21 protein-coding genes and 1 tRNA gene are annotated in these 25,262 nt (G+C 63.8%); 12 read left to right on the forward strand and 10 right to left on the reverse strand.

What is annotated here, in order from left to right; all coding sequences use genetic code 11:
• Positions 1-11: 11 nt before the first annotated feature.
• The 3 genes from hutH to BLS51_RS10550 form a co-directional block, all read right to left on the reverse strand.
• Positions 12-1,550 carry a histidine ammonia-lyase gene (gene hutH / locus BLS51_RS10540; protein ID WP_229207544.1) on the reverse strand — a complete coding sequence of 513 codons (1,539 nt, stop codon included), beginning with the start codon at positions 1,548-1,550 and terminating at the stop codon, positions 12-14.
• A 95-nt stretch (positions 1,551-1,645) separates the two neighbouring features.
• Positions 1,646-3,349 carry a urocanate hydratase gene (gene hutU / locus BLS51_RS10545; RefSeq protein WP_090183000.1) on the reverse strand — a complete coding sequence of 568 codons (1,704 nt, stop codon included), beginning with the start codon at positions 3,347-3,349 and terminating at the stop codon, positions 1,646-1,648.
• Positions 3,350-3,425: 76 nt separating this feature from the next.
• Entirely contained in the window at positions 3,426-5,087 is a 1,662-nt protein-coding gene (locus BLS51_RS10550) for an amidohydrolase (RefSeq protein WP_090182998.1), read from the reverse strand.
• 97 nt (positions 5,088-5,184) lie between these two features.
• Between BLS51_RS10550 and msbA the strand changes: the two genes are divergently transcribed.
• Entirely contained in the window at positions 5,185-7,026 is a 1,842-nt protein-coding gene (msbA, locus tag BLS51_RS10555; RefSeq protein WP_090182996.1) for a lipid A export permease/ATP-binding protein MsbA, read from the forward strand.
• Positions 7,027-7,115: 89 nt separating this feature from the next.
• On the opposite strand, the gene BLS51_RS10560 is transcribed toward msbA, so the two are convergent.
• Positions 7,116-8,030, reverse strand: coding sequence for a 2OG-Fe(II) oxygenase (locus BLS51_RS10560; protein WP_229207542.1), 915 nt, complete (start codon positions 8,028-8,030; stop codon positions 7,116-7,118).
• On the reverse strand, positions 8,023-9,084 hold the full coding sequence (gene ada / locus BLS51_RS10565) for a bifunctional DNA-binding transcriptional regulator/O6-methylguanine-DNA methyltransferase Ada (RefSeq protein WP_090182994.1): 1,062 nt from the start codon (positions 9,082-9,084) through the stop codon (positions 8,023-8,025). The genes BLS51_RS10560 and ada overlap by 8 nt, the downstream gene beginning before the upstream one ends.
• Positions 9,085-9,211: 127 nt before the next feature.
• Between ada and hutC the strand changes: the two genes are divergently transcribed.
• From hutC to BLS51_RS10605, 8 genes are all read left to right on the forward strand, one after another.
• The gene (gene hutC / locus BLS51_RS10570) at positions 9,212-9,934 is read left to right on the forward strand and encodes a histidine utilization transcriptional repressor HutC (RefSeq protein WP_090182992.1); all 723 of its coding nucleotides are present in this window, start codon (positions 9,212-9,214) and stop codon (positions 9,932-9,934) included.
• A 204-nt stretch (positions 9,935-10,138) separates the two neighbouring features.
• Complete coding sequence (locus BLS51_RS10575; RefSeq protein WP_229207541.1) at positions 10,139-14,413, forward strand: PAS domain S-box protein; 4,275 nt, start codon at positions 10,139-10,141, stop codon at positions 14,411-14,413.
• Position 14,414: 1 nt separating this feature from the next.
• Positions 14,415-14,819, forward strand: coding sequence for a response regulator (locus tag BLS51_RS10580; RefSeq protein ID WP_090182987.1), 405 nt, complete (start codon positions 14,415-14,417; stop codon positions 14,817-14,819).
• A gap of 198 nt (positions 14,820-15,017) precedes the next feature.
• A complete protein-coding gene (gene trxA / locus BLS51_RS10585) occupies positions 15,018-15,344 on the forward strand; it encodes a thioredoxin TrxA (RefSeq protein ID WP_090182984.1) in 327 nt (108 codons plus the stop codon).
• A gap of 121 nt (positions 15,345-15,465) precedes the next feature.
• Complete coding sequence (gene rho, locus BLS51_RS10590; RefSeq protein ID WP_090182983.1) at positions 15,466-16,728, forward strand: transcription termination factor Rho; 1,263 nt, start codon at positions 15,466-15,468, stop codon at positions 16,726-16,728.
• 166 nt (positions 16,729-16,894) lie between these two features.
• Positions 16,895-17,164, forward strand: coding sequence for a type B 50S ribosomal protein L31 (locus BLS51_RS10595; RefSeq protein WP_090182981.1), 270 nt, complete (start codon positions 16,895-16,897; stop codon positions 17,162-17,164).
• A 100-nt stretch (positions 17,165-17,264) separates the two neighbouring features.
• Entirely contained in the window at positions 17,265-18,989 is a 1,725-nt protein-coding gene (locus BLS51_RS10600; RefSeq protein WP_090182978.1) for an ArnT family glycosyltransferase, read from the forward strand.
• 59 nt (positions 18,990-19,048) lie between these two features.
• Positions 19,049-19,780: a substrate-binding periplasmic protein gene (locus tag BLS51_RS10605; RefSeq protein WP_090182975.1), complete on the forward strand. Its 732-nt coding sequence runs from the start codon at positions 19,049-19,051 to the stop codon at positions 19,778-19,780.
• 11 nt (positions 19,781-19,791) lie between these two features.
• On the opposite strand, the gene BLS51_RS10610 is transcribed toward BLS51_RS10605, so the two are convergent.
• Positions 19,792-20,181, reverse strand: a complete 390-nt coding sequence (locus tag BLS51_RS10610) for a hypothetical protein (protein WP_090182972.1) — start codon at positions 20,179-20,181, stop codon at positions 19,792-19,794.
• A 377-nt stretch (positions 20,182-20,558) separates the two neighbouring features.
• Between BLS51_RS10610 and BLS51_RS10615 the strand changes: the two genes are divergently transcribed.
• The gene (locus BLS51_RS10615; RefSeq protein WP_090182970.1) at positions 20,559-22,457 is read left to right on the forward strand and encodes an AAA family ATPase; all 1,899 of its coding nucleotides are present in this window, start codon (positions 20,559-20,561) and stop codon (positions 22,455-22,457) included.
• A gap of 2 nt (positions 22,458-22,459) precedes the next feature.
• Complete coding sequence (locus BLS51_RS30435; protein ID WP_255369058.1) at positions 22,460-22,594, forward strand: hypothetical protein; 135 nt, start codon at positions 22,460-22,462, stop codon at positions 22,592-22,594.
• Here the strand turns inward: BLS51_RS30435 and BLS51_RS10620 are convergent.
• Entirely contained in the window at positions 22,584-22,955 is a 372-nt protein-coding gene (locus BLS51_RS10620) for a hypothetical protein (protein WP_090182967.1), read from the reverse strand. The genes BLS51_RS30435 and BLS51_RS10620 overlap by 11 nt on opposite strands.
• A gap of 175 nt (positions 22,956-23,130) precedes the next feature.
• Between BLS51_RS10620 and BLS51_RS10625 the strand changes: the two genes are divergently transcribed.
• Positions 23,131-23,215 (forward strand) — tRNA-Leu (locus BLS51_RS10625).
• Between the two features lie 304 nt (positions 23,216-23,519).
• Here the strand turns inward: BLS51_RS10625 and BLS51_RS10630 are convergent.
• The 3 genes from BLS51_RS10630 to BLS51_RS10640 all read right to left on the reverse strand — a co-directional run bounded on the left by BLS51_RS10630 (position 23,520) and on the right by BLS51_RS10640 (position 25,194).
• The gene (locus tag BLS51_RS10630) at positions 23,520-23,981 is read right to left on the reverse strand and encodes a VOC family protein (protein ID WP_229207540.1); all 462 of its coding nucleotides are present in this window, start codon (positions 23,979-23,981) and stop codon (positions 23,520-23,522) included.
• Between the two features lie 95 nt (positions 23,982-24,076).
• The gene (locus BLS51_RS10635) at positions 24,077-24,433 is read right to left on the reverse strand and encodes a nuclear transport factor 2 family protein (protein WP_090182964.1); all 357 of its coding nucleotides are present in this window, start codon (positions 24,431-24,433) and stop codon (positions 24,077-24,079) included.
• Between the two features lie 2 nt (positions 24,434-24,435).
• Positions 24,436-25,194 carry an SDR family oxidoreductase gene (locus BLS51_RS10640; protein WP_090182963.1) on the reverse strand — a complete coding sequence of 253 codons (759 nt, stop codon included), beginning with the start codon at positions 25,192-25,194 and terminating at the stop codon, positions 24,436-24,438.
• Positions 25,195-25,262: the final 68 nt, after the last annotated feature.

A 25,262-nucleotide genomic window follows, 5' to 3' on the forward strand; every position in this document is an offset into this window, starting at 1 on the left:
CCCGGTTCTCCTTACGGATGCAGCGCCGTGAACAACTCTTTGCACGATGCGCTCAACTCGCCGCGCAACACCATGCCCTTGGCCGCCTCGATGTCCGGCGCGAAGAAACGGTCTTCCTCGTAGAACGGCACCTTCGCGCGCAACTGCGCATGTACATGCTCCAGGTGTGGCGAGGTTGTCAGCGGACGGTGGAAATCGATGCCCTGCGCCGCCGCCAGCAGCTCGATGCCGACAATGGTCGCGGTATTCTGCGCCATGTCTTCCAGCCGGCGCGCCGCGTAGGTCGCCATGCTGACATGGTCTTCCTGGTTGGCCGAGGTCGGAATGGTATCCACGCTGCCCGGATGCGCAATCGACTTGTTCTCCGACGCCAGCGCAGCAGCGGTGACGTGCGCGATCATGAAGCCCGAGTTCAAGCCCGGATCACGCACCAGGAACGGCGGCAGGCCGGACAAGGTCGCATCAATCAGCAGCGATACGCGGCGCTCCGAGATCGAACCGATTTCCGCAATCGCCAGCGCCAGCGTATCGGCGGCAAAGGCCACCGGCTCGGCGTGGAAGTTACCGCCCGAGACCACGATCGATAACTCGCCATCCTTGAACAGCAGCGGATTGTCGGTCACCGCATTCGCCTCGATCAGCAGCGTGCGCGCGGCGTTGTTGATGATGTCCCAGCAAGCGCCCATTACTTGCGGCTGGCAGCGCAGGCAGTATGGGTCCTGCACGCGCTCATCGCCAACCAGGTGCGATGCACGGATCGCGCTATCGGACACCAGCTGGCGATAAATCGATGCGGCCGCAATCTGGCCCGGCTGGCCGCGCACTTCATGCACGCGCGCGTCGAACGGCGAATCCGAGCCCTTGGCCGCATCCAGCGACAACGCACCAGCCACCATGCCGGCTTCCAGCAGGCGCTCGGCCATGAACAGGCCATGCAGCGCCAGCGCGGTCGATACCTGCGTGCCGTTGATCAGCGCCAGGCCCTCTTTCGCGGCCAGCACCACCGGCTCGATACCGGCGGCTTTCAGCGCGTCCACCGCTTCCATCAGCACGCCATTGACCCGCACCTGGCCCACGCCCAGCATGGCCAGCGTCATGTGCGACAGCGGCGCCAGGTCGCCCGAGGCGCCGACCGAACCCTTGGCCGGAATCGCCGGCATGATGCCGGCGTTGTACAACTTGATCAGCGTGTCGATAATCAGCGGGCGCACGCCCGAATAGCCGCGCGCCAGGCTACCGATCTTCATCAGCAGAATCAGGCGGCAGACGGCGTCCGACATCAGCTCGCCGGTGCCCACCGAGTGCGACAGGATCAGGTTGCGTTGCAACTGCTCCAGCTTCTCGTCCGGGATGCGCGTCTTGGCCAGAAGGCCGAAGCCGGTGTTGATGCCGTAGGCGGCATCGCCCTTGGCGACAATCGCCCGCACAGCGGCGGCGGATGCTTCGATGACCGGATAGGCTTCGGCGGCCAGCGACAGCGGCGCGGCGGAGGTCCAGACGGAGCGCAGTTCAGACAGCGTCATCGCGCCAGGTTTCAGAATCAGGTTCATAGTCAAACTCATTTAATCATAGGTGGAGCAGGGAATTCGGGCGGCCTGCCGCCCGCCTGCGGAACGGGGCGACCATGCAGGGGCGCCCTCCCGTCCTATCGGACCATAGGGAGGTTCAGGCCATTGCGCTTGGCGCAGGCTACTGCGGTTTCATAGCCGGCATCGGCGTGACGCATCACGCCTGAGCCGCTGTCGTTGACCAGCACGCGCGCCAGGCGCTTGGCGGCGGCGTCGGTGCCATCGGCCACGATCACCACGCCGGAGTGCTGCGAGTAGCCCATGCCCACGCCGCCGCCATGGTGCAGCGACACCCAGGTGGCGCCGCCGGCGGTGTTCAGCAAGGCATTCAGCAGCGGCCAGTCGGAGACGGCGTCGGTGCCGTCCTTCATTGCCTCGGTTTCGCGGTTAGGGCTGGCGACCGAGCCGGTGTCCAGATGGTCGCGGCCGATCACGATCGGCGCTTTCAGTTCGCCGTTGCGCACCATCTCATTGAACGCCAGGCCGGCGATGTGGCGCTCGCCCAGGCCCAGCCAGCAGATGCGCGCCGGCAGGCCCTGGAAGGCAATGCGCTCGCGCGCCATGTCCAGCCAGCGGTGCACCTGCGCGTGGTGCGGGAACAGCTCCTTGATCTTGGCGTCGGTCTTGTAAATATCTTCCGGATCGCCGGACAGCGCCACCCAGCGGAACGGGCCACGGCCTTCGCAGAACTGCGGGCGGATATAGGCTGGCACGAAGCCGGGGAAATCAAACGCGTTCTTCACGCCGTGGTCAAACGCCACCTGGCGGATGTTGTTGCCGTAGTCGACCACCTTGGCGCCCAGCGCCTGGAAGTCCAGCATCGCCTGCACGTGCACCGCGCAGCCAGCGGTGGCGGCGGCCTTCAGTTCCGCGTGACGCGACACATCCTGCTGCGCCGCCTTCCACTCGGCCACGTTCCAGCCTTGTGGCAGATAGCCGTTGATCAGGTCATGCGCCGAGGTCTGGTCGGTCACCATATCTGGCACCAGGCCGCCGGCCTGCGCGCGGCGTACCAGTTCCGGCAGCACGTCGGCGGCATTGCCCAGCAGGCCGATGGAGATCGCGTCACCATTCGCCTTGTGCTGCTTGACCAGCTCCAGCGCCTCGTCGATCGACGCGGCCTGCTTGTCGAGGTAACGGGTACGCAAGCGGAAGTCGATGCTGCTCTGCTGGCACTCGATGGTCAGCGACACCGCGCCGGCCATGGTTGCGGCCAGCGGCTGCGCGCCGCCCATGCCGCCCAGGCCCGCAGTCAGCACCCAGCGGCCTTTCAGGTCGCCGCCAAAGTGCTGGCGACCCGCTTCGGCGAAGGTTTCGAAGGTGCCTTGCACGATGCCTTGCGTGCCGATGTAGATCCACGAACCGGCCGTCATCTGGCCGTACATGAACAGGCCCTTGCGATCCAGTTCATTGAAGTGTTCCCAGTTGGCCCACTTCGGCACCAGGTTGGAATTGGCGATCAGCACGCGCGGTGCATCCTCGTGCGTCTGGAACACGCCGACCGGCTTACCGGACTGGATCAGCAGCGTCTGATTGTCTTCCAGCTCGCGCAGCGAGGCCAGGATCTGGTCGTAGCACGCCCAGTTGCGGGCAGCGCGGCCGATGCCGCCATAGACCACCAGGTGCTTGGGATTCTCCGCCACTTCCTTGTCCAGATTATTCTGGATCATGCGGTAGGCTGCCTCCGCGCCCCAGTTCTTGCAGGTGCGTTCAGGGCCACGCGGCGCGCGGATATCGCGGCTGGCGTCGTAACGGGGATCGTTGTCGAATTGGCTGCTCATAAGGTCTCCTGCTGCGATGAATGGGAATCATCACAGCATAAGTTGTATAGACAACCAAGTCAACCCGTTGCGCTGCCTATTTTTTGTACACCCGTTTGCCGCCCATCCAGGTTTGCAGCACTTGGGTCTTGCCTAGTTGCTCCGATGGAATTTTGAAGATGTCGCGGTCAAGCACGATGAAGTCGGCCCACTTGCCCGTTTCCAGCGAACCGATGACCTTTTCCTGGTTGGCGGCGTAGGCGGCGTCCAGCGTGAAGCAGCGGAAGGCTTCGGTCAACGTCATCGCCTGGTTCTTGTACCAGCCGCCGACCGGCACGCCGGCATTGTTCTGCCGCGTGACTGCCGCGTGCAGGCCTTCAAATGGATTCGGCGATTCGATCGGGAAGTCCGAGCCGCAGGCGATCTTCGAGCCCTGGTCAAGGAAGGTGCGCCACGCGTAGGCGCCCTTGATGCGTTCGTGGCCGACGCGCTGCTCGGCCATGTTCTGGTCGGAGGTGGCGTGGGCCGGCTGCATCGACGGGATGATGCCCAGCTGCTTGAAGCGCGGGATGTCCTCCGGCGTCACCACCTGCGCATGTTCAATGCGGTGGCGCAGCGCGATGTTCTTGTACTGCGGGATCAGCTGCGCGTAGGCGTCCAGGATCTGGTGATTGCCGGCGTCGCCGATGGCGTGGATGTTGACCTGGTAGCCGGCCTTCATCGCCTTGTTCATCTTGGCGCGCATTTCGGCGTCCGGGTAGAACAGCAGGCCTTGGGTCGACGGCATGTCGGAGTATGGCGCCAGCAGCGCCGCGCCACGGCTGCCCAGCGCACCGTCCGAATACAGCTTGACGGCGGCCAGTGCGTACACGTCATTGGCATACGACTGCAACGGGCCGTCCTTGGACAGCTCGTCGAAATCGGAGGCGGTGTCGCCGATCATCGCGTACACGCGGGTGGTCAGCTTGCCGTGATCGGCGTAGTCGCGGTAGATATCGTCCTGCGCCACCTTGATGCCGGCGTCGTGCACGCTGGTCAGGCCGACCTTGGCCAGCGATTGCAGCGCCACGTCCAGCGTGGCGCGCGCCTCGGCCGGCGTTGGCAGCGGCACCACGCGGTTGACCAGTTCCATTGCCGCGTCGACCAGCACGCCGGTCGGCTTGCCGCTGGCGTCGCGCTCGATCTTGCCACCGGACGGATCCTGCGTGTCACGCGTGACGCCGGCCATTTCCAGCGCCTTGGTATTCACCCAGATGGCGTGGCCGTCAACCCGGTGCAGCAGGACCGGCCGGTCGTTGACCACCGCATCCAGCTCGGCGGCGGTCGGGAAGCGGCCCAGTTTCCAGTTCTCCTGGTTCCAGCCAAAACCGACGATCCAGGCGTTTTTCGGGTGGCTGCGGGCGAATTCCGCCACCGTGCGCACCGCGCTATTGAGCGAGTTCGGGCTGTACAGCTCAACGCCGGAAGCGATTTCACCCAGTTCGAACACATGGCCATGGGCGTCGATCAGGCCTGGCAGCACGGTGCGGCCCTGCACGTCGATGTGATCCGCCTTCGGCAGCGCCGCCGCCGTCTCCTTCTCGCTGCCCACCGCCACAATGCGGCCCAGGTCATCGAACGCCAGCGAAGTAAAGCGCTGCAGCTGGCCGGCGCCATTCAGCGTGTAGCCGTTGGCACGGTCGATAATGGTGTCGGCATAGGCTGGCAGGGCCGCCAGCAGGGCGGCGATCAACAGGGTGTGGCGCATCAGGTTCTCCATTCGGTGCAAGATTCAGAGTGTATCAGGCAAACAGCGGGAATTCAGTTGCGGGACAGGTACAATGCAGGCTTCCAGCATTCTCCCATGTGAACAAACAGTGTCCAGCCGCCTCCTTTACCTCCGCCTGATCAAGGAATTTCGTCCCTACGCGTGGATCGCCGTCGTCACCCTGCTGGCGATCGGCGTGGCGGCGCTGACCGACGTGCTGCTGCTGAACCAGTTGCAGAACGTGGTCGACACCCTGGGCCAGGGCCAGGCGCTGGGCATGGCCAAGGCGCCGGCGCACGGCATGATGGCGAACGTGCAGGCGCTGCTGGGCAAGCTGGCGCCGCAGAGTGCCGGACAAGCAGCATTGTGGGCGATACCGGTGACGATCCTGGCGCTGGCGATGCTGCGCATGGTGTCCAGCTTTGCCGGCGAATACGGCGGCGCGTGGCTCAGCAGCCGGGTGCAAGCCAATCTGCGCGAACTGATGTTCACCCGCATCATGCGCCTGCCAAACAGCTATTTCGACCAGACCTCGACCGGCACCACGCTGTCGCGCGTGGCCTTCGACGCCGCCCAGGTGGCGCAGGCCGGCCTGACCGTGTTCACCGTGGCAGTGCGCGAGTCGGTGCTGGTGGTGGGCTACCTGATCACCATGTTCCTGGCGGACTGGCAGCTGTCGGTGTACTGCCTTTGCCTGATGCCGCTGGTGGCCGGCATCGTCATTTTCGCCGGCCGCCGCATGCGCAAGCTGGCCGGCAGCGCGCAGGCGGCGATGGGCGAGCTGACCAATGTGCTGGACGAAAGCATCAGCGGCCAGCGCGTGGTGAAGATCTTCGGCGGCCAGCAATATGAGCAGGCCCGCTTCGACCAGGTGGTCAAGCTGAATCGCCATCTGGCGGTGAAGCATTCGGCCACGTCGGCGTTGAACTCGGGCCTGATCATGCTGCTGCTCGGTATCACCCTGTCGTCGGTGATTTATTTCGCACTGCTGCGCAACCAGGCTGGCGCGCTGTCGGCGGGTGACTTTGTCGGCTTCCTGGTGGCGCTGCTGGCGATGCAGTCGCCGATCAAGAACCTGACCAAGATTAATGAGCCGATGCAGCGCGGGCTGGCTGCCGCCTCGTCGGTGTTCAGCCTGATAGACATGGAATCGGAAGCCGACCAGGGACGCCACACGGTGACGCGCGCGGCCGGCCAGCTGTCGGTGCAGGACGTGAGTTTCCACTATCGCGGCGCCGACGGCGCGCTGCTGGCGCCGGATGCGCGTCCTGCGCTGGACCATGTGTCGCTGGACATCGCTGCCGGCGAAACCGTCGCGCTGGTCGGCAGCTCGGGCAGCGGCAAGACCACGCTGGCCGGCCTGCTGCCGCGCTTCTATGATGTCAGCGGTGGCAGCATCCAGCTGGATGGCGTTGACCTGCGCAACTACACCATGGCCTCGCTGCGCCAGCAGATCGCGCTGGTGTCGCAGGACGTGGTGCTATTCAACGACACGCTGGCGGCGAATATCGCCTATGGCGATCCGCAGCCGTCGATGGAACGCATCGAAGCAGCCGCGCGCGCCGCGCATGCGCATGAATTCATCGTCCGCCAGCCGGAAGGCTACCACTCGCCGGTCGGCGAAAACGGCTTGCGCCTGTCAGGCGGCCAGCGCCAGCGCCTGGCGATTGCCCGCGCGCTGTACAAGAACGCGCCGATCCTGATCCTCGACGAAGCCACCAGCGCGCTGGACACCGAGTCCGAGCGCCTGGTGCAGCAAGCATTGGAAGTATTGATGAAAGGCCGCACCACGGTGGTCATCGCCCACCGCCTGTCAACGATTGAAAACGCCGACCGCATCGTCGTGATGGATCGCGGCCAGATCGCCGAATCCGGCAGCCACGAAGCCCTGCTGGCCCAAAACGGCATCTACGCCCGCCTCTACCAAACCCAAAAAACCATCCAGACCTAAAACCGGGGTCAGTTCTGCCAAACGTACACGAGCTCAGCTGCCTTGCAGCTGAGCTCGTGTACGTTTGGCAGAACTGACCCCGGTTTTGTTTAGTTGGCGTCGTGGAAGATGATGCCTAGTGTGTGGCGGGTTCCGGCCCGCAGCCGGCTGACGCCGTGCCGCAGGTTGACGCGGTAGATGCCTCGCGTTCCCTGCACGGGACGGTGGTTGACGGCGAAGATGACCATGTCGCCGCGTTTCAGCGGTACGACTTCGACGCGTGATTGCATGCGCGGCCGCTGTTCGGTCAGCACGAATTCGCCGCCTTCAAAGTCTTTGCCGGGCTGGTTGAGCAGCACGGCGGCTTGCAAGGGGAAGACGTGGTCGCCGTACAGGTCCTGGTGCAGGCAGTTGTAGTCGCCGGACTGGTATTGCAGTAGCAGCGGCGTCGGGCGCTGCTGGCCGGCGGCGTGGCAGCGGGCCAGGAAGTCGGTGTGCTCGGCGGGAAAGCGCTCGGGCAGGTCCATCAGTTCGTGCCACCGGTTGGCGATGACGGCCAGCGGGCCATACAGGGCGTTGCGCAGCGCGGCGATCATCGATGGCAGCGGGTAGCGGAAATACTGGTACTCGCCGCTGCCGAAGCCGTGCTGCGACATCACCACGCGGCTGCGGAACATCTGAGGCTGCGCATAGTGCGCTGCCATCGCCGCGCATTCTTCGGCGCCCAGCATGCCGGGCAGGATGGCGTAGCCTTGCGCATTCAGCTCGTCGCCGATGGCCTGCCAGTCCAGCCCCGCCACATGCACGGCGATGCCTGCCGCCGCGCCGACAGCCCGGCGGGCGGCCAGTTGCGGATCGGCAGCGGGTTGCGGCAGCGCCGCCGTCTTGCGCTCGCCTGGCTGCGGTGCAGCGGCGCTGGACGGTGCGGTCGCGTCTGCGGCAACCCGGGCTGGCGCCAACGGCGGCGTCGTGCGCGGCTTGCGCTCCGCCGCCGTGTCGCCGAAATCCAGTTCGCTGTTACTCATTGCCTGCCTCCCTGTTCAGTAGCGCCGCCTTGCGGTCGACGCCCCACCGGTAACCGGAGATGCTGCCGTCGTTACGCACCACGCGGTGGCACGGTATCGCTACCGCGATGGCGTTTGCCGCGCAGGCGCTGGCGACGGCGCGTGCGCCGCGCGGCACGCCGGCCAGTTCCGCCAGCTCGGCGTAGGTGACGCGGCGGCCGGACGGGATCGCCCGCAGCACCTGCCACACGCGCTGCTGGAATGCGGTGCCGCGCACATCCAGCGGCAGCTCCAGCCCCACCGACGGCCGTTCGACCATGCCGACCACGCGCGACACTACCTGCTCATATTCCGGCTCGGCGCCGATCAATTCGGCCTTGGGGAAGCGGTCCTGCAAATCCTTCACCAGGAAATCCGGATCATCGTCGATCAGGATCGCGCAGATGCCCTGCTGCGTGCTGGCCACCAGGATCGGCCCCAGCGAGCACTCGGCGATCGCGAAGCGTATCTGCTCGCCGGCGCCGCCGGCGCGGAACGCGCTTGGCTTCATGCCCAGCACCGCCGGCGATTGCGCGTAAAAGCGGCTGCTGGAGTTGAAGCCGGCCGCATACATCGCATCGGTCACCGACGATTGCGCCGCCAGGCCATGCTGCACGCGCCGGGCGCGCGCCGCGTTGGCGTAGGCTTTCGGCGTAATCCCGCTCACCGCCTTGAACATGCGGTGGAAGTGGAAGCGGCTGACGCCCACCGCCAGCGCCAGGCGGTCCAGATCCAGCACGGCATCGGCGTCGGCTTCGTCGATCAGGCGGCAGGCCTGCGCCACGATCGCGGCCTGGCGCTCGGCCAGCGGCGGCTGGTCCGGCTTGCAGCGCAGGCAGGGCCGGAAACCGGCGCCTTCGGCCGCCGCGCGGCTGTCGTGAAACGCTACGTTCTTGCGCAAGGCCGGCCGCGCCGCGCACGACGGACGGCAGTACACCCCGGTGCTGCGCACCGAATACCAGAACACCTCGTCGGCGCTGCCGTCGCGCTGCTGCACGGCGGCCCAGCGCTGCTCATCATTGCTGTAATTGCCCATTTCAGACTCCGTCACAGGGGGAATGCGACCATCTTAGCCAGCGTCAAAAAGCGACGCACTCCGCCTCTTGCTTTTGAATTGTACAAGCATGCGATGCTAGAATGACTACTCACCAGGAGACAGCCGTTTGGACGAACAGATTACGCAAGACAGCACCCCTATATTCCAGCGCATCAAAGACTACCTGCTGGCCGAAATCGCCGCCGGCACCTGGAAAGAAGGAGACGTGATCCCGTCCGAGCAGGCGCTGGTCAAGCAATTCGGCGTCTCGCGCATGACCGTCAACCGCGCCGTGCGCGAACTCACCGCCGAACAGGTGCTGACCCGCCGCCAGGGCTCCGGCACCTACGTCGCCCAGCAAAAATACCAGGCCACACTGCTGGAGATCAAGTCCATTGCCGATGAAGTGCGCGCGCGCGGCCACGCCCACCGCAGCAGCCTGCAGCAGCTGGAACGGGTCAAGGCCAGCGACCTGATGGCCAAGCAGTTCGACCTGCCGCCCGGCCATCCTCTCTACCACTCGGTGATCGTCCACTTTGAAAACGGCGTGCCGATCCAGGTCGAGGACCGCTGGGTCAACCCGCAATGCGCGCCGGATTACATGGAGCAGGACTTCACCCACCTGACGCCGAATGAATACCTGATGCAGGCCGCACCGCTGCAAGGCGCCACCTACAGCATCGAAGCGCTGGCGGCGCCGCGCGACATCGCCGACATGCTGGCGATCGATACCAGACAGGCCTGCCTGGTGCTGAAGCGCCAGACTTTCTCGGCCGGCCTGATCGCCTCGCTGGTGACCATGTGGCACCCCGGCCACCGCTATCAGTTCGCCGGCAGCTTCAACCAGTAGAAGTCAGGCTAGCACCACGCTAGCCACCCGGCCGCCGACTTTCTCACCGAATGTCACGAAAATCGCCTTCAAATGTTAAATTTGGCGCGATTTTGTGCTCGCGCAAGATGCAATCGTTTTCTTGCCCCCTGCATGTCTAACCCAATGGCATCGATGCTATAGTTGCTGCGGTACAGCACGTTATTCCACCGCAAAGGAAGTTCCTTGTTTCACTGCCGTCTGCGCTTGCGCCAGCCCCGCTGGCAACGTCTGTCGCACAGGATGGCGGCGGCTGTGCTTGCGCTGTGTGTGATACCGGCGGTAGCAGCTGAGAAGGTAACCATCCAGCTCAAGTGGCAGCACCAGTTCCAGTTCGCCGGCTACTACGCCGCCCAGGACCAGGGCTATTACCGCGACGCCGGCCTCGATGTGACGCTGCTGGAGGCGCGTCCCGGCAGCGATCCGCTGCAAACCGTGATGCAGGGCCAGGCCCAGTACGGCGTCGGCAACACCACGCTGCTGCTGGCGCGCGGCATCGGCCAGCCGGTGGTGGTGCTGGCTTCCGTATTTCAGCACTCCGGCGCCACGCTGCTGCGCCGGCTGGACGCCGACGGCAAGCCGCGTCCCTGGCCCGGCGCGCGGCTGATGATAGCGCCGAATAACGAGGAACTGACAGTCTTCCTGAAAAAACAGGGCGTGCGCATGGACGCCATTTATCAGGTCCCGCACAGCTACAATTTCGACGACCTGCTGGAAGGCCGGGTCGACGCCATGTCGGTCTACAACACCGAGGCGCCGTATGTGCTGGAACGCCTCAACCTCAAATACGAATTGCTGTCGCCACGCGTGCACGGCCTGGATTTCTATGGCGATGTGCTGTACACCTCCGAAAGCGAATTGCGCGAGCATCCGGCGCGCGCGCAGGCGGTGCGCGAAGCGACGCTGCGCGGCTGGGTCTACGCGATGCAGCATCCGGGCGAAATCGCCGACCTGATACGCGCCCGCTACCCGGAACGCAAGAGCCGCGAACACCTGATGTTCGAGGCGCGCGGCATTGCCGAACTGCTGGAACAGCCGCTGATCGAGCCGGGCTACAGCAACCCGGAACGCTGGCGCGCCATCGCCCGCGCCTATGCCGAACAGGGCATGCTGCCGAAGAATTTCAATCTCGACGGTTTCCTGTATCAGCCGCCAAGCGTCAATCCTTTGCTGCGCCACGGCGGCGTACTGGCCGGCGCGCTGGTGCTGCTGGCCGCGTTCTCGCTGGCCTGGCGCCTGCGCGTGCAAGGCCGCGAACTGCGGGCGGCGCGCGCGCAACTGGGCAGCGCCGAGCGCATGGCCGGCCTGGCGCTGGAAGGCTCGGGCGAAGGCACCTGGGAATGGCATCTGCTGAGCGGCAAGCTGACGCTGTCGCCGCGCTATTGCGCGCTGCTGGGCTACACTCCCGCCGAATTCCACCCGACGCTGGACGAGTGGATCACGTATGTACACCCGAACGACCGTCCGCGCCTGGAACGCGAGATCCAGCAATACCTGACCAGCACCAGCGACGCCACCGGCCATATCGACAGCGAGCACCGCATGCGCGCCAGCGACGGCAGCTGGAAGTGGATGCTGGCGCGCGGCATGATACTGGAGCGCGACGCCAGCGGCCTGCCGCTGCGCGCCGCCGGCACCATGGCCGACATCAACCAGCACGCCGCCGCCGAGGAAGCGCGCATGTGGGCGGTGGTGGACGCCACGCCCGGCGCGGTGCTGGTGGCCGAGCGCAGCGGCCGCGTGCGCCACGCCAATCCGGCCTGTGCCCACAGTTTCGGCTACGAAGGCGATATGGCCGGCCGCTCGATCGAGCAGCTGGCGCCGGAGGCGATGCGCAACAACGGCGGCGTGCGCGAACTATTCTCGCGTCCGCGCCTGCCAGGCCGCGTGCTGTGCGCCATCCGCGCCGACGGCAGCAGCTTCCCGGCCATGGTGCACCTGGCGCCGGTGGAACTGGGCGGGCAGGAACTGATCATCATGGCGCTGCGCGACATGACCCAGCGCCAGCGCGCCGAGGAAGCGTTGCAGGCGTCGTCGGAACGCTACCGGCAGATCGTGCAGACCGCCGCCGAAGGCATCTGGATGACCAATGCCGACGACCGCACCACGTTTGTCAATCCGACGCTGGCACGCATGCTGGATTATGAGGTCGACCAGATGACGGGGCGCGCCATGACCGAGTTCATGGACGACACCGGCCGCGCGCTGCTGAAGCAGCATTTGCAACGGCGTCTGTCGGGCCAGGCTGGCCAGGACGACGTCTGCTTCCTGCGCAGCGACGGCAGCACCGTCTGGTGTTTGCTGTCGACCACCGTGATGAATGCCGACTCCGGCCACTACGCCGGCACGTTGGCGATGCTGACCGATATCACCGCGCGCCGCCAGGTGGAGGAAGCGCTGCACGATTCCAGCCAGCGCCTGGCGTCGATCTTCAACGCCGTCACCAACGGCCTGGTGATGATCGACAGCGGCGGCGCCATCCTGGAACGCAATGTGGCAGCGGCGCGCATGCTGGCACACAGCGAGGAGCTGAGCCCCGGCGGGCTGTGGGCCGGCGTGCGCGAGGACGGTACGCCGTTCGACGGCAGCAGCCATCCGGTGCAGCTGGCGCTGGTCACCGGCATGCCGGTGCGCGACGTGGTGATGGGCCTGACGCAGCACGACGGTACGTGCTGCTGGCTGTCGGTGAATGTCGAGGCCATTCCCGACGACAGCGGCGCGGTGCAGCTGGTGGTGGCCAGCCTGACCGACATCACCGACCGCAAGCGCGGCGAGGACGCGCTGCGCGAGCTCAACGAACACCTGGAGGAACGGGTCGAGATGCGCACCCGCGAACTCGATCACGCGCGCCTGGTGGCCGAGGAAGCCAGCCAGACCAAGGGCCAGTTCCTGGCCAATATGAGCCACGAGATCCGCACGCCGATGAACGGCGTGATCGGCATGGCCTACCTGGCGCTGAAGACCGAGCTGGATCCGCGCCAGCGCGACTACCTGGAAAAGATACGCTTCGCCGGCGAGCACCTGCTGGGCATCATCGACGACATCCTCGACATCTCCAAGATCGAAGCAGGCAAGCTGGAAATCGAGCAGCTCGATTTTGCGCTCGACCATGTGATCCAGACGCTCAACACGGTGGTGGCGCCGAAGGCCGCCAGCCGCGAGCTGGAGCTGGTGTACGACCTCGATCCGACCTTGCCGAAGGTATTGCGCGGCGATCCGCTGCGGCTCGGCCAGGTGCTGATCAACTATGCCAACAACGCCATCAAGTTCAGCGAGAAGGGCCGCATCGAGGTGCGCGTGCGCCAGGTGGTCGGCGACGGCCGCAGCTGCCTGCTGCGCTTTGAAGTCAGCGACTGCGGCATCGGCCTGTCGGAGGCGGAAATCGACAAGCTGTTCCAGTCCTTCCAGCAAGCCGACACCTCGACCACGCGCGAATACGGCGGCACCGGCCTGGGGCTGGCGATCTGCAAGCAGCTGACGCAGCTGATGGGCGGCGAGGTCGGCGTGCGCAGCCGCCCCGGCCAGGGCAGCACCTTCTGGTTCACCGCGCGCCTGGGCATCAGCAGCGCCTCGGTGCCTGAGCTGATCGACCGCGTCAAGGGCGCCGCCGCCGAGCTGCTGGCGTCGTCGCGCAGCGCCGCCGTCATGTCGGCCTTGAAGAACGCCCGCATCCTGCTGGTGGAGGACAATACCTTCAACCAGCAGATCGCGCTGGAAATGCTGGAGGATGTCGGCTCGTCGGTATGCCTGGCGGCCAACGGCATGGAGGCGCTGGAGCTGCTGCGCCAGGCCGCCTTCGACTGCGTACTGATGGACGTGCAGATGCCGCTGATGGACGGCCTGGAAGCCACGCGCCGCATCCGCGCCGATCCGCGCCTGGCCGACATGCGGGTGCTGGCGATGACCGCCACCGCCACCAGCGAAGACCGGGTACGCTGCATCGAGGCCGGCATGGACGATTTCATTTCCAAGCCGATCCAGCCGGCGCTGATGTACCAGACCATCGCCAACTGGCTGCCGGCGCGCGACCATGACAGCCCGCCACCGCCGCTGGCCAAGCCGCTGCGGCCGGCGTTCAAGACCACGCTGGGTGGCGACCCGGCCGTGATCGATTTGTCCATCTTGGCCAAATTGCTAGGTTACCATCCGCATAAGGTGCGCAAGTTCGCCTTCAAATTCCTGCAAAATACGCAGGATGGCTTGAACCAGATGGAAGCGGCGCTGGGCCGGGGCGACCTGGCCGCGCTGCGCGAACTGGGCCACAAGCTGAAATCGCCGGCGCGCACCGTCGGCGCGCTGGGCATGGGCGAGCTGCTGCTGGAAATGGAAAAGCTGCCGCCCGAGGCCAGCGACGCCGACAACCAGCAGCACGCCCAGGCCCTGCTGCAAAAACTGTGGCCGCTGCTGGAACAGATCACCGAGCAAATCATGACCAATACGACTTTCGCCGACGACAACTAAGATGCGGATACTGCTGCTGGATGACGATGCCTTCATGCTGGAACTGCTGGCCGACATGATCGCCGCCCTGGGCGAGCACACCGTGCTGCGCGAAACCGACGGCCGCCGCGCGCTGATCGAGCTGCGCCTGCGCCCGCCCCAGCTGGTGATCTGCGACCTGGCGATGCCGGTGATGGATGGCATGGACTTCCTGCGGCTGGCGGCGGCGCAGCAATACAGCGGCTGCGTGGTGCTGCTATCGGGCGTCGACAGCGGCGTGCTGCGCACCGCCAGCCGCGTCGCCGAGGCCCAGGGCCTGGCCATCCTGGACGCCTGTACCAAGCCGCTCGGCAGCGAAACGCTGGCCACGCTGCTGCAGCGGGCCGATACCATGGCAATCCAGCTAAATAGTTTAAAGAATAGTTAAGAAAGTCAGGCCGGGGCGACAAAGCACCGCACATTTTTAAAAAATGGGTTATTATTTACGCCATCCCTCGCCTGCCGACCTTGTTGCCATCCCCTCAAAGACATTGAAATCGTGCAAATGGCACCCAACTGCTGCCCATGCAGCGTTTGAGGCCCGTCCCCAGGCGTTATTACTTACATCACCTCGATTGAGGAAAATATGAGCGAAAATATCAAACACATTACCGATGCTTCCTTTGACGCCGACGTGCTGAAGTCCGACCGCCCAGTGCTGGTCGATTTCTGGGCCGAATGGTGCGGTCCTTGCAAGAGCATTGCCCCGATCCTGGAAGAAGTCGCCAAGGAATACGAAGGCAAGATCCAGATCGCCAAGATGGACGTCGACTCGAACCAGGCTGTACCAGCCAAGTTCGGCATCCGCGGCATCCCGACCCTGATTCTGTTCAAAAACGGCGTTGCTGCCGCACAGAAGGTCGGCGCGATGGCAAAAGGCCAACTGACCTCTTTCATCGACAGCAATATCTAAGATAAGATATCGCTACGTTGTACCAGCGGCGCCGCGCCCGTGGCTGCCGCTGAATAAAATGAGACAACCCACGTAGTTCCCTCCCCTACCTTTACTTTCCCGTCACGGGATACTCAACAATATGCATCTATCTGAATTGAAGGCCTTACACGTTTCGGCGTTGTTGGAAATGGCCATCGGACTGGATATCGACAATGCGGCGCGTCTGCGCAAGCAAGAGTTGATGTTCGCAATCCTGAAAAAGCGCGCCAAGTCGGGCGAGCAGATCTTCGGCGACGGCGCCCTGGAAGTGCTGCCGGACGGCTTCGGCTTCCTGCGCTCACCGGACGCCAGCTATATGGCGTCGACCGACGACATCTATATCTCGCCATCGCAGATCCGCCGCTTCAACCTGCACACCGGCGACTCGATCGAGGGCGAAGTACGCACGCCGAAAGACGGCGAGCGCTATTTCGCGCTGGTCAAGGTCGACAAGGTCAACGGCGAATCGCCGGAAGCGTCGAAACACCGCATATTGTTTGAGAACCTGACGCCGCTGCATCCGAACGAGCCGCTGCGCCTGGAACGTGACATCAACGGCACGGAAAACATCACCGGCCGCATCATCGACCTGATCGCGCCGATCGGCAAAGGCCAGCGCGGCCTGCTGGTGGCGTCGCCGAAATCCGGCAAGTCGGTGATCCTGCAGCACATCGCCCATGCGATCACCGCCAACCATCCCGACTGCACGCTGATCGTGCTGCTGATCGACGAACGTCCGGAAGAAGTCACCGAGATGCAGCGTTCGGTACGCGGCGAAGTCGTCGCATCGACCTTCGACGAGCCAGCCACCCGCCACGTGCAGGTTGCCGAAATGGTCATGGAAAAAGCCAAGCGTCTGGTGGAAATGAAGAAAGACGTGATCATCCTGCTGGATTCGATCACCCGTCTGGCGCGCGCCTACAACACCGTGATCCCGGCCTCCGGCAAGGTGCTGACTGGTGGTGTCGACGCCAACGCGCTGCAACGTCCGAAACGCTTCTTCGGCGCCGCCCGTAACATCGAGGAAGGCGGCTCGCTGACCATCATCGCCACCGCACTGATCGAAACCGGTTCGCGCATGGACGACGTGATCTTTGAAGAATTCAAGGGTACCGGCAATATGGAGGTGCATCTGGAGCGCCGCCTGGCCGAGAAACGCGTCTACCCGGCAATCAACCTGAACAAATCGGGTACCCGCCGCGAAGAACTGCTGATCAAGCCGGACCAGCTGCAGAAGATCTGGATACTGCGCAAGCTGCTGTACTCGATGGACGAGATCGAGGCGATGGAGTTCATCCTCGACAAGATGCGCGCAACGAAGAACAACACTGAGTTCTTCGACATGATGCGCAGAGGCGGCTAATCAGTCAGCCTTAACAAACAGGCAACTCCGGTTGCCTGTTTGCGTTTACACCGGTATAATCCTCGATCGCATTAATTTAACCCTGGCAAGTGAGCGGCAATCGGATCAGGAAGTAGTACAGATCGACGAAGTGCTGTTTGGCTACCAAACTAACCGAGGCTACAAAATGAAACCAGAAGGTCACCCAGAATACCGCGAAGTTGTTTTCCACGATCTGTCGTGCGATTTCAAATTCATCACCCGCTCGACCATCGGCACCCGCGAAACCATCAATTTCGAAGGCAAGGATTACCCGCTGATCAAGATCGAGGTATCGGCTGAATCGCACCCGTTCTACACCGGCAAACACAAAATCGTCGACACCGCTGGCCGCGTTGAGAAATTCCGCCAGAAGTTCGGTTCGGTTGGTTCGAAAACCGCTGTCGCAGCAGGCTAATTTCCGCCGCTCCGCGCAAAAAAGCAGCCTCTGGCTGCTTTTTTTGTTGGATGCCCCAATTTGCGGCATACTCCGGTTCTACTCATAAAACAGATCATCGATGAAGCCAGTCCGTCTTCCCGCCGCCGCTACCCTGGCATTGCCGCGCTGGGCCTTGTATGCCCTTGGCCTGCTGTATATCCTGCCTGGCCTGATTGGCCGCGAGCCGTGGAAGAACGACGACGCTGCCAGCTTCGGCATCATGTGGACCATGGCGCACGGCAGCTGGCAGGACTGGCTATGGCCGAATATCGCCGGCCTGTCGACGCCGGACGAAGGCCCGCTGGCGTTCTGGCTGGGCGCGCTCGCGATCAAGCTGTTCGGCTGGCTGCTGGGCGATGTGCTGGCGGCGCGCGTGTCGACCATCGGCATCTTCCTGCTGGGCGTGCTGTCGCTGTGGTACGCCACCTTCCATCTGGGCCGACGCCAGGATGCGCAACCGTTGCGCCTGGCCTTCGGCGGCCAGCCGGAGCCGGACGACTTCGGCCGCACGCTGGCCGACGCCGCCGTGCTGATCTACCTCGGCTGCCTCGGCCTGCTGCAACACAGCCATGAAACCACGCCGGACGCGCTGCAAGTGGCCAGCACCGCCTTCCTGCTGTACCGCACCGTGCGCTACGTGGAAAAACCGTCGCTGCGCAATGCCGGCCTGAGCGGCCTGGCGATCGGCCTGATGACGCTGAGCGGCGGCTGGATCGCACCGGTGTTCCTGATGCTGGGCCTGTTTGCCTGCACGCGCTTCCTGGCACAGCCGGCGATCCGCGCGGTGCGCGACCTGGGCGCGATGATCGCCGTTGGCGGCGCCGTCACCGCGCTGTGGCTGATCCCAGCGCAGCTGCTGGAGCCCTATCACCAGCAGCCGCTGAACGCCTGGCTGGGCTGGAACTGGCTGCAGCTGGATTGGCCGGACTGGGCAGCGGTGAAATTCTTCTTCCGCGTCGGCGTCTGGTTCTTCTGGCCGGCGTGGCCGTTTGCCTTCTGGGCGGTGTGGGCCTGGCGCCGCCAGCGCGGCGTGCTGCACATCGTGGTGCCGCTGGCCTTCGTCGTCATGGGCCTGCTGCTGACGCTGTGCAATCCGCAGCCCGACCAGGGCCAGCTGCTGGTGCTGCTGCCGCCGCTCGCCATCATGGCCGCCTTCGGCCTGCTGACCATGAAGCGTGGCGCCATCAACGCCATCGACTGGTTCTCGGTGATGGCGCTGACCTTGTGCGCGGCGGTGATCTGGATCTTCTACTTCGCCAAGCTGATCGGCTGGCCGGCCAAGGCCGCCCGCAATGTGCTGAAACTGGTGCCCGGCTATACGCCGGAAGTCGGCTGGGTGGCGTTCTTTGTCGCGCTGGCCGCCACGCTGGGCTGGTTTGTGCTGGTGCACTGGCGCGTATCGCGCCGGCCGGCGGTGCTGTGGCGCGCGGTGGTGCTGTCGTCGGGCGGCCTGATCCTGGTCTGGATACTGTCGATGACGCTGTTCCTGCCGGAGCTGAACTACAGCAAGAGCTACGCCAGCGTGGCGCGGCAGATCGCCGACAAGCTGCCGCCGGGCACGCGCTGCATTGAAACCAATGTCGGCCCGGCGCAGCGCGCCTCGTTCGCGATTTATGCGCAGCTGCCGTTTGCCGGCGTCGAAGGCGAGCGCTGCGATCTGCTGCTGTTGCAAGATAGCATCAAGCTGCGCGACAACCGCGAAATCCTGCCGCAGCATCGCGGCAAGCAATGGGTGCTGCTGTGGGAGGGCCGCCGTCCTGCCGACCGCCAGGAACGCTTCCGCCTGTTCCGCCGCGCCGACTAAAAGTCAGCGCCGCCGGGCTGGCAATGCTGCTATGCTTTCAAGCAGAAAGCGGCCAGCCCATGCGATTGACTATCCTGACAATATTCCTGCTGGCGAGCAGCCTGCACGCCGTCGTGACGGCAGCGTCGCTGCACATCACCACCGAGCACTCGCCGCCATCCAGCATGCGCGGCGAGGACGGCGCCATCACCGGCCGCGCCACCGACAAGGTGCGCGAGCTGATGGCGCGCACCGGCACCGGCTACCGTATCGAACAATTACCGTGGAAGCGCGCGCTGCTGATGGCGCAAACGCAGCAGCACACCTGCGTCTACTCAACCTCGCGCACGCCGGAGCGCGAGGCGCTGTTCAAATGGGTGGGGCCGACCGACGAGGCAGAGTGGCAGTTCTGGGGGCGCGCCGATCACACCTTCAAGCTGGACACACTGGAGGATGCGCGCGGGCTGCGGATCGGCACCTATATCGGCGACGCCCGCGACGAGTATTTGCGCAACCGCGGCTTCCAGGTCGACGCCGTCAGCAATGATCTGATCAACCCGCAAAAGCTGCTGCTCGACCGCATCGACCTGTGGGCAGTGGCGATCCGCAATGGCGGCAGCGGCCCGGGCCAGTTCGACTGGTCGGACAAGGTGGTGCCGCTGATGGTATTCCACCGCATCAAGGTCTACCTGGCTTGCCATCCGTCGGTGCCGGATGCGCTGATCGACAGGCTGAACGCCACCCTGGCCGACATGCGGCGCGATGGCACGCTGACAAGGCTGGACCGCAAATACGAGAACTGGGGCAAATAGCCCCGTCCGCATCAACGACGCGCCGCCATCATCAGCGGGCTGTTGCCATTCGCCTTGGCCAGCGGCAGCCTGGCGAAGTCGGTGATGGCCACGGTTTCTCCCTCATCGCGGAACTCGAAACGCACGCCGCTGTCGGTGACGAAGGTTTTCGGCGAGGTGGCATAGATGCGCATATACTGGCCATCATCCAGCTGCACATAGCGCTGGCTCATCGTCTGCTTGAAGGCGACTTCCTGGCCGTTGCTCAGCGCGTAGCGGTTGCTGAAGCTGCGGAATTCCGAGGCGTCCATATGGTAGCGGGTGGCGTGTGGACGTTCGATATGCACGCTGTCATCAGCGTGCACGACAGGCAGGGAGGTCAGGGCAAGCGCGGCGACGACGCCAAGCAGGATGGTTTTCATGGTGTGCTCCTAATAAGGTTGTAGGCATTGCAGGGAGCCACGCTGTGTATGGAATGCAGCGGGGACATGTGCAGATTAACAAAGCTTTCTGCAAACATCTGGCGTATGCGACGAGCGGCAAAAGCGCGGTCTCCAACTGCAAAAAAACGCGACAAACGGCGCGCCAGCCGGCATCTGTTGCACGCCACGGCTTTTTGTGGGGGCCATGTGATACAAACGGCGCCAACCGGTCTATAGTGGCGCAATGAGTTGCCCTACGGCAGCAATCTGAATATCTCCCGGCGGCGCCTCCAGTTCGCGCTCCCGGTCACGGCGGCCCTGGCTGCTGCGCCCCACCCTCGCGCTCAGCCCCGGCATCATGCTCCCGATGGTGCATTATGTTCACTCTTTACAAACTTCAAACTGCGCTGCGCAATAACTACGTCCGTGCCGTCCTGCTGGCGGCGACTGTCACCCTGATGCTGGTGCTCGGCCTGCGTGCCGAGGTGCCGCAGGATCCCGCGCCCATCCTGCGCACGCAGGACATCGCCCAGATCACGGCGCTGCCGGCCAAGCGCGCCCAGCTGGACTACCTGCTGATCGCCGCGCCGCAGTCGGAGACGCCGCGCTATGTGTTCAAGCTGAAGAACGACAACAAGCTGTACGTGGTCAAGGTGCCGGGCACCACCCACCTGAGCCTGGAGCGTGAAGTCCTGCTGCGCAATAACATTCCCTACGCCATCGCGCGCGACGACTACCTCGCTTCGCACAAGGCAGTGATGCAGGACGACGAGGTCAGCCTGCTGGCGCGCAGCGGCGCCTTCATCGTGCGGCATGCGCTGGACATCCTGCTGATCGTGCTGGCGCTGTTCCTGCTGCGTAACGGCCTGCCGGGCATGGGCGTCAACGCCACCGTGCTGACGCCGGACCAGCTGGGCGGCAGCATGGACGACCTGATCGGCATGGAAGACATCAAGCAGGAAGTGCTGCACCTGGAAGACATGATACGCAACCGTGCGCTGTACAAAGAGCACGACATCGACAAGCCGTTCAACGTCATGCTGACGGGGCCGGCGGGCACCGGCAAGACCAAGCTGGCCGGCTACCTGGCCAAGCGCCTCAACATTCCGCTGATCCAGGCGTCCGGCTCGGCGCTGGAATCCGGCTACATCGGCGGCGGCTCGAAAGCGCTGCACGCGCTGCACCGCAAGGCCTGCGCACGCGGCCAGTGCATCATCTTCCTCGACGAAGCGCAAAGCCTGTTCATGCCGCGCGGCCGTGGCGAGAAAAAATGGGAAGACGACACCGCCAACACGCTGCTGGGCTTGCTGGACGGCGTGCGCAGCGACAAGGGCGAAGGCGTGATCTGGGTGGTTGCCTCCAACTTCGACGATGCGTCGACGCGCATGGACGAAGCGATGCTGCGGCGTTTCTCGGTCAAGATCAACTTCCGCCTGCCGAACAAGAACGAACGGCGCGAGCTGCTGCGCTCCTTCCTGTCGCGCAAGGCGGAGGGTTGCGTCGACTGGCAGGATTTGAATCTCGACCACGTGGCCGAGATTACCGCCAACCTCAGCCCGGCGCTGCTGCAAACGGTGGTTGAGCGCGCCAGCATGCTGTCGATCCAGGAGAAACAGGTCATCAATACCGACCTGATGTTCCGCGCCTTTGAACGCGCCACCATCGGCCTGACCGACCGCGCCACCACGGCCGAGAAGACCCGTCAGCGCGAGCGCGTCGCCTTGCACGAGCTGGGCCACTTCTTCATGCAGATCGACCCGTGGCTGCGCGAAGGCTTGTCGCTGGCGGAGGTGAAGGAGCGTTCGCCGTTCCTGAAGATCTCGACCGAGTCGGTATCCAAGCTGGGCGCGCTTGGCTACGTGTTGTCGGCATCGGATGACATGGCCTTGCGCACGCTGGAAGAACTGGAACGCGACGTCATCCAGCTGTACGGCGGCGTGGCGGCGGAAGAACTGTTCTACGGCGCGCGCGGCATCTCGGTCGGCAGCCAGAACGACATCGAAAAAGCCACCTCGATGCTGGACCTGATGGTCAACAAACTGTCGATGTACTCGCGCTCGAAGATCGACCACAGCCAGTTCAAGGACAAGGAAGCCGGCTTGGGCGAAGTCGAAGCCAAGGCGGATGAGCTGTACAGCTATACCTTGCAGGCCATCGCCGATTATCGCGGGCAGATCGAGGAACTGAAGGGCGTGCTGATGGAACAGTATGTCTTGTCGAAAGACCAGATCTTTGCGCTGCTGGAGCAGCAACAACCATTGAAAAAGGCAGCCTGAAGATGACTACCACCAAGCCACCACGCGTCCTCACCGCCAAGCGCGACGCCCGCGCCATGCTGCGCCATACCCGGCAACGCAATATGCGGCTGTTGCAGAACTATTTGCTGCGGAAGGTGAGCCATCTCAAGGGTTAATCAGGCGCATGTAGAAAACCAGTGCCTGCGGCACGACCAGCACAAGCAGCGCGATCACCGCCCATTGCTGTAGTTCGACGCGCCTTAGGCGCATCTCCATCTTCTCGGTCTTTTGCACCAGCGCGTCGATGCGTTGTTCCAATGCATTGATGCGCTTCTCAAGCAATTCGACTCGTTCCGCCAAAAATTTCACTCGCTCCTCAAGGAAGGCAATCTTCGCGGTGAACATCGCCACATCCTTGCGTAATTCCACCAGCTGCTCGCTATGTCTGTCGAGCATGCCATCATGCTTATTTTTGACGAGCTTGTTCAACTCTTCAAAGCGTTCTTCCAGCAACTCCACCCGCTCGACCAGCTCCATGGCACACCTCCATGTGTAGAGGATCGATTATCCGCCCGCAACCGCAGTGTTCCAATTGAGCCTGGTCAAACTTTGCCTTGGCGGCCTGGAATCTGCAAAAAAATTTAACTTGGCCTGCAGGGTTGCGGCGTGCCTGCAAATCGGTGATAATGCGGGTCGCATTGCAATATCCATTGCCTCGGTGGTGGAATTGGTAGACGCAGCGGACTCAAAATCCGCCGCCGCAAGGCGTGCCGGTTCGATTCCGGCCCGGGGCACCAACAGTTGGTATTACAATGTTCAGCAAGGTCCAATGACCCGCGATTCTTCCATAAGAGAACGCGGGTTTTTTGTTTTGGCTATAAGCTTGAGCATACATATAGGGTTTGCCCTTCCCAGCTAATGCCTATTTTCGCCTGAAATGGCCTGAGAAATGCCTGCATTTGTAACAGCGAATCCGCCTGCGCCAGAGGGAAGCCCACGTAAAAGCGCCTGAAAAAATAGGCATTGAGCAGGCGATTTCAGGCGAAAATAGGCATTCACCCGGGAGGGACAACCCTATGTGTATGCCCGGAACGATAGCGATCAGTTAGCGGGACGCCACAGCTTCACTTTCGACGTCTTCTCGTAGCCTTTGCCGTTCGGATAGCCCACCAGTTCCAGTTCCGAGCCCCATGGCGACAGGAAGTGCACCCAGGTTTCGCCGGCGGTGTCGCCGCTGGTCATGGTCATCGGTTCGCCGATGATGGTGATGCCTTTCGACTTCAGGTAGGCCACGCCGGCGTGTACGTCATCGGTGTAGAAGGCGATGTGCGAGGCGCCGATGTCTTCGATCTTCGGCATGATGGTGCTGCCGGTCGAGTTCTTGTATTCGAACAGTTCGATGTTCGAGCCATTGCCACAGCGGAGCATGGCCAGCGTGACGCTCTCGGCGCGCGGTGCCATGCTGAACGGGCCGATCTGCGTCACCGGCTCGCAGCCGAAGGTGGAGGCGAAGAACGCCTTGGCCTGCGCCAGGTCCGGCACATTGACGCCGACGTGATCCACGCCCGCCGTCTAGATGCCAGCCGCCTGTGCGGCCCCGCCGAGGTTGAGCACGATGGCGGTAAATACCGCTGCAATAATCTTCATGATGACACTCCTTATTTTTTGTCGATAAACACGTAAGCGCTGGCGAGCTTGCCGTTGCGGATGGTGAAGATGTCCTCACCGCGTATCAGGTTGGGCTTGTCGCGCGGGCCGTAGCCCCAGGTCACGCGGCCGATATCGTGGTTCCACGCCACCGGCTCCGGTGTGAAGACGAAGCCGGCGTGGCCGCCCTGCACCTTGTCGATCAGCGCGGTCACCGCCGCGTAGCCGGTCACCACGCCGTCGTAGTCGGCGACGTAGAAGTTGTCGGTATAAACCTGCGCGAACCTGGCGTTGCGGCGCGCCGCGTCGGTGTCATTCCATATCTCGAAATGACGGTCGATCAGCTGTTGTACGATGGCGATGTCCATGCTTACACCTGCACCATGCCGCCATCGACGAACAGCTCGATGCCGTTGATATACGCGGCGTTGTCGGACGCCAGGAAGGCGACGGCCTTGCCGATCTCTTCCGGCTCACCGAGGCGTGCCAGCGGTACTTGCGCAGCCAGCGCGTCGAACAGGCCCTGGCGTGCTTCGTCCGGCACCAGACCGCCGAGGCCAGGCGTGCGGATCGGACCTGGGCTGACGACGTTGACGCGGATGCGGCGGTCTTTCAAATCCATCACCCACGAACGCGCCAGGTTACGCACGGCGGCCTTGCTGGCGCTGTAGACGCTGAACGCGGCCGTGCCCTGGATCGAGACGGTCGAACCGGTCAGGATTACCGAGGCGCCATCCACCAGCAGCGGCAGGGCTTTCTGCACGGTGAACAGCACGCCGCGTACATTGGTGCCGAAGATGCGGTCGAAGTGTTCTTCGGTGATGGCGCCCAGCGGCATCATGTCGCCGCCGCCGGCGTTGGCGAACAGGATGTCCAGCTTGCCGGCGCTCTTGGCGATTTGCGTGTAGACCGTGTCCAGGTCGGTCAGCACCGAGGCGTCGGCGCGGATGCCGGTGGCGGCGGCGCCGATGGTGGCAACTGCGGCGTCCAGCTCGGCCTGACGGCGGCCGGTGATGAAGACGCGTGCGCCTTGTGCTGCCAGTTCCTGCGCGGTGGCCAGGCCGATGCCCGAGGTGCCGCCGGTGACCAGTGCGATTTTGCCGTTCAGTTGGTGCAGTTGCTTGTTCATGATTTACTCCTTGAAGTCAGTTGGGATGGGTGAACTTTAACGCCGCGCGGTTTATTTATAAACCGTGT

This window comes from Duganella sp. OV510 (assembly GCF_900100205.1).
GTDB lineage: Bacteria > Pseudomonadota > Gammaproteobacteria > Burkholderiales > Burkholderiaceae_D > Rugamonas.